Consider the following 15,234-nt stretch of genomic DNA (forward strand, 5'->3'; position numbering starts at 1 on the left):
GCGCCGGCGACCTCCCGAGGGGCCGGCGGGCAGACAGTTCAAGGAAGGGGGTCAGGTGGAGGACAGCTGGACGAGTGCGGCGCGGTGGTGGGCGGCGGCCAGCTGTTCGGCGCGGTCCTCGTCGCGCTCCAGAAGGGCGTCCAGCAGTTCGCGGTGCTCGCGGTAGCGGGTGCGGAAGCCGTCGGCCCGGCCGGGGGCCAGCTTCATGGTCAGGTCGAGGCGTTCCTCGTCACTGAAGGCGCGGGCCTGGGCCAGCAGGCCCTCCAGCACCGGATTGGCCACGCATGCCTCGACCTGATGGTGGAATTCGCGCAGCAGCCGGAACACCGCGGTCACCTGGTCGGCCACCGGAGCGTCGATCCCCTGGTCGGCCAGTGTCTGTTCGATCCCGGCGACCAGGTGGTCGGCGTGGTCCAGCAGGCCGACGAGCTCGGTGAGCTGGGCGGCCGTGGCGTTGCGGGCCGCGAGCCTGGCCATCAGGGCGGACAGGCGGACCTCGGCCTCGACGATCTCGCTGCGGGCGGCGGCGGAGTGGTCGGCGATCTGCAGCGAGCGCGGGCCGACCCGCTCGACGACCTTCTCGTGGACCAGCTGGCGCAGCGCCTCCCGGATCGGGGTGGGGCTCACTCCGAGACGAGCCGCGAGGTCCCGCTCGGTGATCTTCTCACCCGGCCGCAGGGCGCCCCCGCGGATCGCGTCGCGCAGCCGCCGGTATGCCTGGTCGGCCAGCGAGGTCGTCTCCATGGGGCCGAGGGTGTCCTTGGTCATGCTGACCAGACTGACTCCTGCTATAGCAAACAGTCAATGGGTTCATTGCTGATTCCTTTCCGGGAGGTTGCCGCGACGCGCGCATCACCTTGCACACCGGCTCAGGGACCGCCGTCACCGTCACGCCACGGTGCCGTGATGGGCGTGGACGACCGCCTGGACGATGGCCAGGCCGAGTCCGGAGCCGCCGCGGGCCCGGCCGCGGCCGGCCTCGGCCCGCCAGAACCGGTCGAACACACGGGAGAGGTCTTGCTGTGCGATCCCGCGCCCCTGGTCCGCCACCCGGATGACGGCCTCGCCGCCGGACGAATCGAGGGAGACGTCGATCGGGGTGCCGGCCGGAGTGTGCTGGATGGCGTTGCCGACGAGGTTGTTGAGGACCTGCTGGAGCCGCGGAGCGTCTCCGCGTACGTGGACGGGCGCGTCGGCGTGCAGGTGGATGGTGCGGTCCGGGGCGACGACGCCGGCGTCCTCGACCACGTCGGTGGCCAGGCGGCGCAGGTCGACGGGCTGTGCTTCCAGGGGGCGTCCGGCGTCCAGGCGGGCGAGCAGGGAGAGTTCCTCGACGAGCAAGCGCATGCGGCCGACCTCGCCGTCGACCCGTTCCAGGGCCCGGTCGAGCTCGGCGGGCGTGGTGAGGCCGCCCTGGTGGTAGAGGTCGAGCCAGCCGGAGATGGTCGCAAGGGGCATGCGCAGTTCGTGGGAGGCGTCGGCGGCGAAGGCGCGGATGGTGTCCTCCGCCCGGGCCTGGGCGTCGAAGGCGGCATTGACGGCGGCGTTGATGACGGTGGCCAGACGGTCGGTCTCACTCTGGTCCCCGTAGGTGGGCAGGCGTTCCTCGCGAGCGCCGGAGGCGATGGCGTCGGCGGCATCGCCATACGCCCCAGCGGCCGCAGGGCCCCAACAGCCTCTTGCGCAGCATGCGGAAGAAGCGCTCCACCAGGCCCTTGTCCCGGCCCGTGACTCGCCACCTGGTTGGACGGAGTTTCCCGTACGGCCCCTGCCGCCGCTCTGCGATGTCCCGGTTGCGTTTCGTGCTCAGGCGGAACACGAGATGACGTTGTTCCAGCTCTGTCAGGACACGAAACGTCGTCGTCCCGCTCGGCTGAGGCACGGCTTCTGGACCGAGTCCAGCCCGGTCGCCTCTCCCCGTGCGCAGTTGCAGGCCATCGAGGTCAAGCACCGCCGCACCAGCCGCACGACGAACAAGACCACCATCAAGACGATCTACGCGGTCACCAGCGTCGCTCCGAGCAGGCCACCCCGCAACGGATCGCCGAACTGATCCGCGGACACGGGCAGGTCCAGGCCCTGCACCACGTGAGAGACGTGACCTTCGCCGAGGACGCTTCCCGAGTCCGCACCGGCACGACACCCCGCGCGATGGCAACCCTCCACAACCTCGCCAGCGGCCTCATCCGCCAGGCGGGCTGGACGAACATCGCCGCCACGACCGACCCCTGCCGGTCACGAACCGACCACGCACTCCAACTACTCAATCTTGAAGCCTGAGAACACATCAACCCTGCTGGTGCTCCCACTGTTCCTTGTTGATCTCGTACCGCACGCCCCCGTGCTCGGAGCCCTCGATCATCTCCATGTCGGCGGGAGTGGGAGTGGTGTTCGCGAGCGTCATTTGGAGCTTCTCCATGATGTTGCGCGAACCGTGGTTCACGGCCATCGTCTCAGCCCAGACCATGCGCACACCGAGCCCTGTGAACGCCTTGCCCAGCAAAGCCCGCGAGCCTTCGGTGGCGTAACCCTTTCCCCAGGCCGCCTGCCGCAGCCGGTAGCCGAGTTCGACCTCATCCAGTGGGCCCTGCGGCTCGGGACGCAGGCAGAACCAGCCGATGAACGCGCCGCCGTCCTTCTCGTGCGCGGCGAACACTCCAAGATCGCCGCCCCACCTCTCGTAGCCGGCGATGATGCGCGGCATGTGGCGCTCGCGGACGATCTCCGGGGCGGTCGGCTTGCCCCCGGTCAGATAGCGCATCACCGCGGCGTCGCTGTCCAACTCGATCAGCAAGTCCGCGTCGCCGACAGTGAACCGGCGCAGGATCAGGCGCTCGGTCTCCAGGTAGGTGTCCACAGAGTTGATCGTGCCCAAGCAGGGCGGGCCGTTCAACGGCTTTACTCGGACACTGGCGGCGAACGTTGAGATGCTGCCGCGGAATCCACGCGGGGGGTCGACACCGCACCACCGGCCGGTCCAGGCCCTGCACCACGTGCGAGACGGCACCTTCCACGAGGACGCCTCCCGCGTTCGCATCGGCACCGCGCTCCGCGCCATGGCCACCCTGCGCGATCTGACCGCCCGGCTCATCCGCCAGGCAGGCTGGACCAGCATCGCCGCCGCAACAGGCCATTACCGGTCACGCCCCGACCGTGCCACCGCACTTCTCGATCTCGCAGCCTGAGAACGCAACAGCCCTGGCTTGCGGAGTTCGATCACTCCTCGGCATCGCCGGGGAACCACCCGGCCACATTGGCCATGTCGGACCGCCTAGGAGTGCTGGCGTCCGGCGCCGTTGATGTCACTCGTGGATGTCAGAACGGAGCAACCGCGCGCTCGTTGGCAGGATGGTCCTGTGGTTGACCTGGAGCGCATCAAGGCAGAGACCGTGGCGTACTTCCGAGCACTCGATGAAAACGCCGGTGGGGCGCGGTGACGGCTTGCCGACATGCCGTGTGCGCAGCCCGACCATGCACCTTGTATCAACTGCCTGACACAAGGGGCGGCGCACGCCATCTTGTACCAGCCACTTGGTACAAGCAGCGGCAAGGCATGTCGTACGCACGCCAATTCTGGGGGAGTTCGTCATGCTCGCACTCGACACAGCGCCGACCGCATCGGCAGCCGACCGATACCTGCGCTGGGCCCGGTCTGCTCATCGGGGCCGTCGCCGCCCAGGCGGTCGGGCACGGCTTGGACGCCGGCGAGGACGTCGGCATCCTCTACGCCATCCCGGTCTTCGGGCTGTGCGCAGTTGCCGGGGTGCTGGCGGGGGACGCGCTCACAGCCCGCCCCCGAGGTGAAGTCCGCACGGCGGGGCTGACCCCGCGCCGGGTGCGCGACTACGTGCCTCCGCGCATGACGCTGCTGCTTCTCGGCCAGGCCGGCGTGCTCGTCGTCCTCCTGGCCATGGCGGCCGCGTTCGCCTCGCCCGACGACATGGGCCGCGCGGACCGTATTCTGACCGTCACCTGCCCGGACGGAAGGACCGCCGGCTCCGGCTCCTGGCCCGGCCTCTTCTACGGTCTGCCCGTCCTTGCCTCCCTCGCCGCCTCCACGGCCGGCTGTCTGTGGTCCCTGACCAGGATCGCCCGCCGACCGGGCGACGAGAAAACCCGTCGCGACCGCGCGCTGGGCATCCTCGCCGCGTGGGGCCTGCTGGTCTCGGCGCCTCTTCTTGGTGCCGCCTCCACGGCCTCCGGCGCCCTGATGGACATGACCTGTGACGGCACCGTTGGCCGGCTCGTAACCTGGGTGCTGTGGCCCACGGCCCTGGCTGCCCTCGTCACCGTGGCGTGGTGCATGTTCACTGTGATCTCGCCCAAGGCCCGGGTACGCCGGTGAACAGCCCCGTCATCCGCGTCGACACCTCCAGCCCCGTCCCGCCGTACGAACAGATCCGGGCCCAACTCTCCGCCCTGATCACCACGGGCCGCCTTCCGGAGCACGGACGCCTGCCGACGGTGCGCCAACTGGCGGCCGACCTAGGACTGGCGGCCGGAACTGTTGCACGGGCCTACCGTGAACTGGAGGCGGCGTCCCTCATCCATACACGTCGGGGCGCGGGGACCCGTGTGGCTCCGCTTCCTTCGCGCGCCCCGGATCCCGACCCCACGAGGCTGGCGGAGCTCGCTCGACGGTTCGTCACACAGGCACGAATGCTTGGCGCGGAGGGGGACGCCGTGACGACCGCGGTGCGGGAAGCACTGGAGGAACTGCCATAGCCCCGCCACCAGCGCCCTGTGTGGGGACGTGCAGGGCGGTACCAGACGTTCATCAGAACGCTCGGGTACACCGGCATCCGGTGGGGTTCGCTGCTGTTGGTGTCAGCCGCCGGTGTCAGACTCGCTAGCCGACGTGACGGCGGGCAATCTGAGACGCTCAAGACTTGCCAGGTCTGCCTTGAGCCTCGCCAGCGTCGGGACCTCGGTCCTGAGCCTCGCCCGCCCGCCGGCAACCCACCTGCGCCGTCCCTGGGAGAAGCCCGTCCCACCGGACAGGCCCACCCCGCCGTTGTCCGCCGGGACTTCAGGCACATCCGCCCCAGGACCGCTTGCCCGGCCCAAGCACCGAAACCTTCCCAATTCGGCCCCGGACGCCCCGCAGCCCGAAGGAACACCCGCCCCACGCTGCGGCGGCTGACTGCGCCGTCGTTCGACTCGGCGGTCAACGGCACCCGAGCCGGTCGTCGACGCGGGGCGGCCAAGACAAATCCGTCACGAGGGCACGAGACAAGGCGCAGGTGAGAGCGGCACTCCGCCTCGCACCCACCTGCGCCCCAACCGCCACTCTCGTCCGGCACCTTGACCCGCTCCATCCGCCCTCTTAATTTGTCCATCGACTCGACAAATTCACACGGCCGACGATCGGAAGCCTCGTCGACGGGACAACCGATGCCGCTGGCCTCGGACAACGGCCCCTCGGAAGGACCGCTGAGCACTGGTCGGGCCCGCAGAACGGCGCCACCCCCGCACGCAGCCGCGTACCCTCCACCCGCCGACTTGAGGTGCCCATGCCACGCCCATCCCTGCCCCACCGGCCTCTGCCCCACCCGCGCGTATTACGCCGTGTACGAAGATCCGCGGCCCGGATCGCCGCCGCCGTCGTCGCCCTGCTGCTCGTGACGGCCGGTGCGGCCGTCGCCCAGCCCGCGGCTCAACCGGCCGCCCGGTCCGCGGAGCAGCCCACCGCGAAGAAGACCGAGCCGTTCGACGCGCTCGTCTTCAGCAAGACGGCCGGCTACCGGCACGGTTCGATCCCGGCGGGCATCGCCGCGATCGAGAAGCTCGGCAAGAAGCACGGCTTCACCGTCACCGCCACCGAGGACGCCGCCGTCTTCAACGACGAGGACCTCGCCGCCTACGAGGTCGTGATCTTCCTCTCGACCACAGGTGACGTGCTCGACGCCGAGCAGCAGGGCGCGTTCGAACGCTACATCCGCGCGGGCGGCGGCTACGCGGGCGTCCACGCCGCGTCCGACACCGAGTACGACTGGGCCTGGTACGGCGATCTCGTCGGCGCCTACTTCAAGGGCCACCCCGCCCCGCAGACCGCCACCGTGAAGGTCGAGGACCCGGCCCACCCGTCCACGGCGAAGCTGCCGGTGCGCTGGGAGCGGTTCGACGAGTGGTACGACTTCCGCGCCGACCCACACGGTGACGTGCACGTTCTCGCCTCCCTCGACGAGGGTTCGTACACCGGCGGCACGATGGGCGCCGAGCACCCCATCGCCTGGTGCCAGGACTACGAGGGCGGCCGCTCCTGGTACACGGGTATGGGCCACGAGGACGCCTCCTACCAGGAGCCGCGGTTCCTGGAACACCTCCTCGGTGGTATCCGGACGGCCGCCGGTGCCGTCGCCGCCGACTGCAACGCGTCGCTGACCAGCGGCTTCCAGAAGGTGCCGCTCGACGAGAACACCAGCAACCCGATGGAGCTGGCGATCGCCGAGGACGGCCGCGTCTTCTACATCGACCGGGGCGGCGAGGTCCGCGTGGTCCGCGACGACGGCACGGTCGCCTCCGCGGGCACCCTGGACGTCTACACCGGCCAGGAGTTCGGCCTCCTCGGCATCGCGCTCGACCCGGACTTCACGGAGAACGGCTGGGTGTATCTCTACTACTCCCCCGCCGGCACCGAGGCCGTGGACCGGGTATCGCGCTTCACGGTCAAGGACGACGACACCCTCGACACCGCGAGCGAGAAGGTGCTGCTGAAGATCGACGTCCAGCGCCAGGAGTGCTGCCACGCCGGCGGCGCCATGGAGTTCGACGGCGGCGGCAACCTGTACATCACCACCGGCGACAACACCAACCCCTTCGCCTCCGACGGCTACGCCCCGCTCGACGAGCGCGAGGGCCGCAGGGCGTGGGACGCCCAGTCCACCGCCGCCAACAGCGCGGTGCTCAACGGCAAGGTGCTGCGCATCACGCCGTGGAAGAACGGCACCTATGCCGTCCCCAAGGGCAACCTCTTCCGGCCCGGCACACCCGGCACCCGGCCCGAGATCTACGCGATGGGCTTCCGCAACCCCTTCCGCATCGGCATCGACCCGGCTACCGACCACGTCTTCGTCGCGGACTACGGTCCCGACGCGGGCAGCGTCAGCTCCACCCGCGGTCCCGACGGCCGCGTCGAGTGGAACACCGTCGACAAACCCGGCTTCTACGGCTGGCCGTACTGCGTCGGCGCCAACACCCCCTACAACGACTACGACTTCGCGACCGGCACGGCCGGGGCCGCCTTCGACTGCTCGGCGCCGGTGAACGACTCCCCCAACAACACCGGCGTCACCAAGCTCCCGGCGGCCCAGCCGGCCGAGCTGTGGATGGGCAAGTCCACCACCGGCGTCCCCGAGATCGGGCCGAGCGGCGCGCCCATGACCAGCGGGGCGTACGACTACGACGCCCGCCTCGACAACGACCGCAAGTGGCCCGCGTACTACGACGGCAAGGCCGTCTACGGCGACTGGAACGACGGCCGGCTCTTCGCCGTGCAGCCGGACCGCGGGCGCACCGCCGTGTCCGACGTCAACGCCCTGCTGCCGGGCATGGAGTTCACCCGGCCGCACGCCCTGCAGTTCGGCCCCGACGGCGCGCTCTACGTCATCGACTGGGGCAGCGGCTTCGGCGGCAACAACGCGGACTCCGGGATCTACCGCGTCGACTACGTGCAGGGCAACCGCTCCCCGATCGCCCGGTTCGCGCCCGACAGGAGCTCGGGACCGCTGCCGCTGGAGGTCACCTTCGACGCCGGCGAGTCGTACGACCCGGACGGCACGCCGATCACGTACTCCTGGGACTTCGACGGCGACGGCACGCAGGACAGCACCGATCCGTCCCCGAGCCACACCTACACCGAGCCCGGGCGCTTCACGGCCCAACTGACCGTCACCGACCCTGACGGGCGCACCGCGGTGGCCGGAGTCGACATCACGGCCGGCAACACCGCTCCGACGATCGAGGTGAAGGCGCCGGTCGACGGCGGGCTCTTCGAGTTCGGCGACACCATCGCCTACGAGGTCTCCGTCACCGACCCCGAGGACGGCCCGATCGACTGCCAGGAGGTCGTCGTACAGCCGGGCCTCGGCCACGACGACCACTCGCACGGCTACGAGCAGTACCGCGGCTGCTCGGGCACCTTCCCGCTGCCCGGCGACGCGGGGCACACCGGCGCCAACATCTTCGGCACGGTCACCGTCACCTACACCGACCACGGAGCCGGTGCAGTGCCCGCGCTGACCACCCAGGAGGTGCTGGTGCTGCAGACCAAGCACCGCGAGGCCGAGCACTTCGACACGACGGGCCGCGTGCCGTCGGCGCCCGGCGGCGGCGACATCGGGGTCGGCACGCAGAACACCGGCGACACCGCGGGCGGCGGCCTGAACATCGGCTGGATCGAGAACGGCGACTACTGGTCGTGGGACCCGGTGAACCTCACCGACATCGAGCAGATCAACCTGCGGGCGGCCTCGCCGACCGTCGGCGCCACCGTGGAGGTCCGCACCGGCGACCCGGAGGGCCCCACCGTCGCGACGCTGCGGATCTCGCCGACCGGCGGCTGGCAGACGTACCAGGACTTCGCGGCGCCCGTCGGAGGCGAGACGGCCACGGCGAGCGGTCCGCTCTACTTCGTCAAGACGACCGGTGAACTCAACGTCAACTGGGTCGACTTCATCGGCCAGGGCATCACGGAAGGAACACCATGACCCCACCGGACGTCTCCCGACGCATCTTCATCGCCGGCGCCGCAGCCCTCGGCGCGACACCCCTGGCCACCGGCCGGGCCGACGCCGCTCCCGACGGCGTACACGCCACCACTCCCGGCCTGACCCTGTGGTACGACGAGCCCGCGAACGCCTGGGAGTCGCAGTCGCTGCCGCTGGGCAACGGCGCCATGGGCCTGTGCTTCTTCGGCGGACTGGCGCGCGAGCAGCTTCAGTTCAACGAGAAGACGCTGTGGACGGGTGGTCCGGGCGCCGAAGGCTACAACTTCGGCAACTGGACCTCGCCCCGGCCGAGCGCCCTCGCGGAGGTGCGGGAGAGCATCGCGAACGAGCTGCGTGCCGCGCCGGAGTGGGTCGCCGAGAAGCTGGGCCAGCCGAAGACGCACTTCGGCTCGTACCAGACCTTCGGTGACATCTGGATCCAGCAGGCCCGCGATCCCTCCGGCGCCTCCGGCTACCGGCGTCACCTGGACATCGCGGAGGCAGTCGGTGGGGTCACGTACACGTGGGAGGGGGCGGCGCACACGCGTGAGTACTTCGCGTCGGCAGCCGACCGCGTGGCGGTGGCGCGGTTCACGGCGAACCAGCCGGGGCGCGTCTCGTTCACCGTCTCGGTCACCACGCCCGCCAACCGCTCGGCGACCCTCACCGCGAGCGGCGGCCGGATCACCCTGTCCGGCAGGCTGACCAACAACGGGCTGCGCTACGAGTCCCAGCTCCGCGTCCTGAACCAGGGCGGCACCCGCACCGACAACGCCGACGGGTCGGTCACCGTCTCCGGCGCGGACGCGGTGACCCTCGTGCTGGCCGCCGCCACCGACTACGCGGTGACCTACCCGGCCTACCGCACCGGCGCCGACCCGCACGGCCAGGTCAGCCAGCGCGTCGACGCCGCGGCGTCGAAGGGCTGGACCGCGCTGCGCGCCGCCCATGTCGCCGACCACAAGGCACTGTTCGACCGGGTTCGGCTCGACGTCGGGCAGCAGGACCCGGGCATCCCGACCGACGCCGTGCTCGACGCGTACCGCGACGGCTCCCTCAACGAGGCCGGCCGCAAGTCGCTGGAGGTGCTGTTCTTCCAGTACGGCCGGTATCTGCTCATCGCCTCGTCGCGCGCGGGCTCGCTGCCGGCGAACCTGCAAGGCGTGTGGAACAACTCCACCAGCCCGCCCTGGGACGCCGACTACCACGTCAACATCAACCTCCAGATGAACTACTGGCCCGCGGAGACGACCAACCTCTCCGAGACGACGGGCCCGCTGTTCGAGTACGTGGCGTCGATGGTGCCGCCCGGCCAGGTCACGGCCCGGGAGATCTACGGCAGCCGGGGCTGGGTGGTGCACAACGAGACCAACCCCTACGGCTTCACCGGCCTGCACAACTGGGCCACGTCGTTCTTCTTCCCCGAAGCCGGGGCCTGGCTCGCCCAGCACGCCTACGAGCACTACCTGTTCACCGGCGACGCGGCCTTCCTGCGGGACCGCGCCTACCCGGTGATGAAGGGGCTGGCCCAGTTCTGGACGGACGAGCTGGTGGCCGATCCGCGCGACGGCAGGCTCGTGGTGACGCCCAGCTACTCGCCGGAGCAGGGCGACTTCTCCGCGGGCGCGTCGATGTCGCAGCAGATCGTGTGGGACCTGCTCACCAACACGGTGGCGGCGGCGCGGCAGGTCGGCGACGACAGCTTCGCCACCGAGCTGTCGGGCACCCTGGAACGGCTCGACACGGGCCTGCGGATCGGCTCCTGGGGGCAGTTGCAGGAGTGGAAGGAGGACTGGGACGACCGGAACAACACCCACCGGCATGTCTCCCACCTGTTCGCCGTCCACCCCGGCCGGCAGGTCACCCCGCGGGACCAGCCCCAGTACGCCGACGCCGCACGGGTGTCACTGACCGCCCGTGGGGACGGGGGCACCGGCTGGAGCAAGGCCTGGAAGATCAACTTCTGGGCGCGGCTGCTCGACGGGAACCACGCCCATCTGATGCTGTCCGAGCAGCTGAAGAGCAGCACCTTGGCCAACCTGTGGGACACGCACCCGCCGTTCCAGATCGACGGCAACTTCGGCGCCACGGCCGGTGTCGCCGAGATGCTGGTGCAGAGCCATCGCGGGGAGGTCGACCTGCTGCCCGCGCTGCCCACGTTCTGGAACACCGGCTCGGTCCGCGGACTGAGGGCCCGGGGCAATGTCACCGTCGACATCGACTGGCGGGACGGCGAGCCGGTGCGCACCGTGCTGCGCGCCGGACGTACGGGCGAACTGACCGTACGCAGCCCGCGGTTCAACACCACGTTCCAGATCCGGGACACGCACGGCGGCAGACGACCGGACGTGCTGCGGTCCGGTGACGCCCTCACCTTCCGGGCGCGCGCGGGGCGTTCGTACGAGATCACCGCCGGCGGCTGACCGGGGACTCGGTCGGACCGCACGAAGGCGCCGCGGCTGCTGCGATTCCGCAGCCGTGGCGCTCTCGTGTGCGGCGGGGGCTCCGGCGGTCGGGGCCCCGTGGCCGGTCCGTCAGCGTTCGAAGCGGGCGGTCACCGTCAGGTCCTCGTTCACCGTGAGGGTGAGGGCCGGCTCCTTTCCGGCGTCGGTGCCGTTCACGGTCCAGCCGGCGAAGGTGTACCCCTCGGCCGGCTTCGCGGTCACCGTGATGGTGCTGCCCTTCTCGTACCTGCCGGGCTCGCTCTCGTTGCCGCCGATGCTCACGCTTCCCGCGCCCGCCGGTTCGGCGGCGGTACGGACCGTCTGCTGGACCATGCTGATGGCCATGACGTTGACGAGCCGCGCCGGGCCCTTGAGGGTGGCCCCGTTGTAGCGCATCACGTTGACCGCGGTGACGTCGGCGCCGGTCCCGGCCTCGACGGTGTGGCCGTCGCCGCCGAGGTTGTCGGTGCCCAGGTTGAACGCCGTGACCTCGCCCGAGTCGACGACCAGTCCGTCGTGGAAGCCGTAGCCGAAGACGTCCAGGAGGGTGAGGTCGGTGGCGCCGTCGACCGTGACGATCCGCGCCTGCTTGCGCATCGGGTCGTCGATCACCTCCGGGAAGATGTTCTTCTCCTGCACCCAGTCCGGCATCGCGTAGCCCACCCGGGAGACGGCGTTGCCGTTGGAGAGCACGCCCTCGATCCGGCCGCCGTCGCTCTTCCCGACCGTGATGCCGTGGTGGAAGTAGGCTCCGGCGAGCTTGCGGACGGTGAAGCCGTCGTTGTCGTGGGTGGCCATGTCGATCGCGTTCCAGGCGTTCGGCAGGCCGATGTCCATGACGTACGTGCCGGTGCCGTTGCCGCGGATCGTGTACGGGTAGGGCTGGAGGCCCTCCGGCGCCGCGGGGTTGTTCTCGGGGTAGAACGCCCGCAGTCCGCGGACGCCCGCGTGGTCGCCGTCGAGCGTCACGAGTGCCGTGGCGGTGTCGGGGTGGGCGGTGCCGCGGCCCTCGTAGGCCATCAGGACGGTGCCGGCGCTGGCGCCCAGCAGATCCCGGTTGGGCACGGCTGACGCGCCGCGCAGTTCGACGTCTTCGGGAACGGTGAGGTGGCCGTCGACGCGGTACCAGCCCGCGGGCAGGTACACGATGCCGCCCCCGTCGCGGCCGGCGCGGTCCAAGGCGCGCTGGATGGCGGCGGTGGCGTCCCGCTGCGGCATGGCGCCGTCGGTGCGCGGTGCCCGGTACGGTGCCTCGGTCACGTCGTACAGCACCGCGCGTGCGGGCTTCGGCAGGGGTTCCTGCTCGTAGCTCGGCACCTCACCGGAGAGCCGGTGGACGGTGCCCGCGGTCTTCCCGACGAGCTCGGTGTCGGTGACCTTGACGTAGGCCTGCGAGCCGTTGTCCACGGCGAACTCGCTGCCCTCCAGGGTGCTGGACGCGAACGACATCCCCCAGCGGGAGTCGAACTCCTCCGTCTTCAGGGCGACGTCGGTGCGGCGGACGTCCGCCTCGACGAAGCTGCCGGTGAAGGAGGCGCGCTGGCCAGGGACGATGTGGATGCCGGTGCGGAAGTCGGACAGGCTGATCCGGTAGAACTGGTCCCACTCCAGGTCGCCCAGCACCAGTCCGGTCGCATGGGCGCGGGTGCGGGCGTCGAGGGCCGCACGGGCGGGCGGCCGGTAGGCGGCGGGTGCCTCGGCCCAGTAGGCGTTGGAGAGGGTGATGTTCTCCCATGTCCCGACGTCCGCGCCGTTGTAGGCGCGTACGCCCTCGTGGAGCACCGTGCCCTTGATGTTCCGCAGCGACGCCGACTCGTGGACCTGTCCCGAACTCGCGCTCTCCCCGCGGTCGTTGCGGTAGGTACTGATGCCGATGCCCCGGTAGGAGTTGAGCATGGTGATGTCGGAGACCGTGCTCATCATGTAGTTCTCGTTGCCGATCCAGGCCCGGCCGGGGATTTCGATGGTGTGGTTGTAGGCCACCGGGTCCTGCGCGTTCTGCCGCGGGTAGTACGTGGTGAGCCCGACGACGCCGGCACTGCCGCCGACGCGGATCAGCGCGGGTCCGTCGTCGCCGGACGGCAGGTCCGCGGAGAGGACGGTGCCGTAGCCGCCGCTGCCCCGGTCGGGGTCGCGGTGGTCGCCGCGCAGGGTGCAGAAGGAGTGGACCTCCAGGGTGTCGGTGACCCGGTAGGTGCCCGCGGGCAGCCATACGGTGCCGCCGCCGGCGTCCTGGCAGTCGTAGAGAGCCCGCTGGATGGCTCCGGTGGCGTCCTTCCTACCGCTCGGGTCGGCGCCGTACGCGCGGGCGTCGAAGTCGGCGACGACCGGCGACTCGACCGGGTAGCGGGTCTTGACCAGCCTCGCGTCGCCCTTGACGGCGCGCTCGCCGCGGATCTCGAACTCGCCCACGGCCAAGGTCTTGCCGCCCTCCGCGTATCCGGACAGGGACAGCCGCACATAGCGGGCGTTCACCGTGTCGAAGCGGGTGCGGAACTCCTTGTTGTCGCCGCCGCCGGCGTGCGCGACGGTCCTGAAGTCGCGGCCGTCGCGGGAGACCTGGATGTGGTAGCGGGACGCGTAGCGCGAGGCGAAGTGGACGCGGACGTCGTTGACCGCTTTCGCGGCACCGAGGTCGGCCTGGAGCCACTCCCCCTCGCCGCCGTCGCCGCTGGTCCAGGTGGTCGCGATGTCACCGTCGGCGGCCGACCCGGCGCTGTCGGACGCGCTGCTCGCGGTGAGGCGGGCGCGGTGGGCGAGGTTGGTGTCGACTGCGGAGCCGCGGAAGGCCTGGAGCGCGTCGTGCAGGGTGTGCAGCGCCTCGCGCAGCTCCTCCTCGGTGGCGTCCTCGCGTCCTGCGACCTCCTCGGCGGCGTCGATCGCCGCGGCCAGCTCCTCCTTCTTCCCGGCCGGGTACTGGCCGTCGCGGTCGCCCTCGCGGGCCGCGTGCAGGGTCAGTCCGGCCTCGTCGATGAGGTTCTCCAGGCCCTGCGCGGGCTTGAGTTCACCCGGCGCCACGGCGATCCGGACGGCCGCGACCTTCAGCTCGGCGCCGGAGCCGCCGTTGTGGATGCGGAAGTCGGAGCCGTTGGACCGGTTGGTCATGATCGCGTCGTCGAGCGCGAAGGTGTGGGTCTTCCAGGTCCCGGTGTCGCCGTAGGTGAAGACCTCGGTGGGCTTGAACTTGTCTACGAGTTCCTCGCCCGACGAGTCGTAGTGCAGGGCGATCTTCCCGTTGCCCGAGTCGAGGTAGTCGACACTGACGAAGACCAGCTCGCGGGTGTCGTACAGGTAGGTGTCGGCGACGTTCATGTAGAGGAAGTTGACGCCGGGTGCGGGTGCCGCGCTGTTCGTCTGCCAGTAGGCGCGGCCGTCGTGCTCGCCGGTGACGAGCCCGGTCGAGGAGTCGCCGGCGCGCGGGGTGACGCCCGCGGTCTCCGGTGCCGCGCCCAGGGTGACGGACGCGCCGGCCGAGCCAACGCGGACGGCGGCGACGGTGATGTCCCGTGCCGCGTCGCCGCTGCGGCCGGCCAGGCGCAGCACGTCCTTGCCGGACGTGAGATCCGCGTCGGCCAGCTCGAAGGCGCCGGTCTTCCATGTGCCGCCGCCGGTGAACGGGAGCGTGGCGTCCGCGCCGCCGACACCCTGACGCAGCGTCAGTTCGCCTTCGCCGGTGTCGTGGTAGGTGACGCTGACGACGAGGTCGTCGGCGGGGAGCCGGTCCACGTACTCGTCGTCGAGGTCGAAGGTGAGGTACGAGGTGCCCGCGGCGGTGTCGGTCTGCCAGTAGCCCCTGCCGTCCAGCTCACCGGTGCGCAGGCCCGCCGGGTCCTCCCCGGCGGCGGCATGCAGGCCCAGCGTCCGGGGCGTCGGACCGAGGTCGGCGCCGACGCCGCTCGGGTACATCTCGGGCTCCGCGGCGGCCCGCGCGAGAGGTGCGGGCGCCCACAGGGTCAGCGCGGTCAGCACGGCCGTCAGCAGGATGACGGCACGGCTCAGAGCTCTTCGCCGTACGGACGGATGGGACGACACGGGCATCCTCCTGGTCTCGGGACGGCGGGGAGCGACGCGGCGCCCCGCCC

At 70.8% G+C, this 15,234-nt stretch carries 11 protein-coding genes and 1 pseudogene; 8 read left to right on the forward strand and 4 right to left on the reverse strand.

The features are described from left to right. Positions 1 to 51: 51 nt before the first annotated feature. Both ACIHFB_RS00300 and ACIHFB_RS00305 read right to left on the reverse strand, forming a co-directional pair. Complete coding sequence (locus tag ACIHFB_RS00300) at positions 52 to 768, reverse strand: GntR family transcriptional regulator (protein ID WP_400124632.1); 717 nt, start codon at positions 766 to 768, stop codon at positions 52 to 54. Between the two features lie 120 nt (positions 769 to 888). Further along, entirely contained in the window at positions 889 to 1,626 is a 738-nt protein-coding gene (locus ACIHFB_RS00305) for a HAMP domain-containing sensor histidine kinase (protein WP_365282349.1), read from the reverse strand. A gap of 196 nt (positions 1,627 to 1,822) precedes the next feature. Between ACIHFB_RS00305 and ACIHFB_RS00310 the strand changes: the two genes are divergently transcribed. Both ACIHFB_RS00310 and ACIHFB_RS00315 read left to right on the forward strand, forming a co-directional pair. Beyond that, complete coding sequence (locus tag ACIHFB_RS00310; RefSeq protein ID WP_365282361.1) at positions 1,823 to 2,053, forward strand: hypothetical protein; 231 nt, start codon at positions 1,823 to 1,825, stop codon at positions 2,051 to 2,053. Positions 2,054 to 2,088: 35 nt separating this feature from the next. Then, a complete protein-coding gene (locus tag ACIHFB_RS00315; protein WP_365282103.1) occupies positions 2,089 to 2,280 on the forward strand; it encodes a hypothetical protein in 192 nt (63 codons plus the stop codon). A gap of 7 nt (positions 2,281 to 2,287) precedes the next feature. On the opposite strand, the gene ACIHFB_RS00320 is transcribed toward ACIHFB_RS00315, so the two are convergent. Continuing rightward, a complete protein-coding gene (locus ACIHFB_RS00320) occupies positions 2,288 to 2,857 on the reverse strand; it encodes a GNAT family N-acetyltransferase (RefSeq protein ID WP_365282104.1) in 570 nt (189 codons plus the stop codon). Between the two features lie 10 nt (positions 2,858 to 2,867). Here ACIHFB_RS00320 and ACIHFB_RS00325 point away from each other — a divergent pair, with 10 nt between their 5' ends. The 6 genes and pseudogenes from ACIHFB_RS00325 (at position 2,868) to ACIHFB_RS00350 (ending at position 11,131) form a co-directional block, all read left to right on the forward strand. Then, positions 2,868 to 3,185 (forward strand): hypothetical protein, encoded by a 318-nt coding sequence (locus ACIHFB_RS00325; RefSeq protein WP_400124635.1) that lies wholly within the window; start codon positions 2,868 to 2,870, stop codon positions 3,183 to 3,185. Between the two features lie 368 nt (positions 3,186 to 3,553). Beyond that, on the forward strand, positions 3,554 to 4,345 hold the full coding sequence (locus ACIHFB_RS00330; protein ID WP_400124637.1) for a hypothetical protein: 792 nt from the start codon (positions 3,554 to 3,556) through the stop codon (positions 4,343 to 4,345). Then, complete coding sequence (locus tag ACIHFB_RS00335; protein WP_365282107.1) at positions 4,342 to 4,725, forward strand: GntR family transcriptional regulator; 384 nt, start codon at positions 4,342 to 4,344, stop codon at positions 4,723 to 4,725. The genes ACIHFB_RS00330 and ACIHFB_RS00335 overlap by 4 nt, the downstream gene beginning before the upstream one ends. 208 nt (positions 4,726 to 4,933) lie before the next feature. Beyond that, positions 4,934 to 5,130 (forward strand): annotated as a pseudogene (locus ACIHFB_RS00340) (transposase); the annotation flags it as partial. A 383-nt stretch (positions 5,131 to 5,513) separates the two neighbouring features. Next, entirely contained in the window at positions 5,514 to 8,708 is a 3,195-nt protein-coding gene (locus ACIHFB_RS00345; protein WP_400124640.1) for a ThuA domain-containing protein, read from the forward strand. Further along, complete coding sequence (locus ACIHFB_RS00350; RefSeq protein ID WP_400124642.1) at positions 8,705 to 11,131, forward strand: glycosyl hydrolase family 95 catalytic domain-containing protein; 2,427 nt, start codon at positions 8,705 to 8,707, stop codon at positions 11,129 to 11,131. Before ACIHFB_RS00345 ends, ACIHFB_RS00350 begins: the two co-directional genes overlap by 4 nt. Before the next feature lie 111 nt (positions 11,132 to 11,242). Here ACIHFB_RS00350 and ACIHFB_RS00355 read toward each other — a convergent pair whose 3' ends face one another. After that, positions 11,243 to 15,184, reverse strand: coding sequence for a glycosyl hydrolase family 28-related protein (locus ACIHFB_RS00355; protein WP_400124644.1), 3,942 nt, complete (start codon positions 15,182 to 15,184; stop codon positions 11,243 to 11,245). Positions 15,185 to 15,234: the final 50 nt, after the last annotated feature.

This window comes from Streptomyces sp. NPDC051963 (assembly GCF_044593495.1).
Classification (GTDB): domain Bacteria; phylum Actinomycetota; class Actinomycetes; order Streptomycetales; family Streptomycetaceae; genus Streptomyces.

Excerpts from the sequence above, each read along its gene's own strand:
- ACIHFB_RS00330 (WP_400124637.1), top strand. The coding sequence starts at position 3,554 with ATGTCGTACGCACGCCAATTCTGGGGGAGTTCGTCATGCTCGCACTCG.
- ACIHFB_RS00350 (WP_400124642.1), top strand. The coding sequence starts at position 8,705 with ATGACCCCACCGGACGTCTCCCGACGCATCTTCATCGCCGGCGCCGCA.
- ACIHFB_RS00345 (WP_400124640.1), top strand. The coding sequence starts at position 5,514 with ATGCCACGCCCATCCCTGCCCCACCGGCCTCTGCCCCACCCGCGCGTA.
- ACIHFB_RS00300 (WP_400124632.1), bottom strand. The coding sequence starts at position 768 with ATGACCAAGGACACCCTCGGCCCCATGGAGACGACCTCGCTGGCCGAC.
- ACIHFB_RS00310 (WP_365282361.1), top strand. The coding sequence starts at position 1,823 with ATGACGTTGTTCCAGCTCTGTCAGGACACGAAACGTCGTCGTCCCGCT.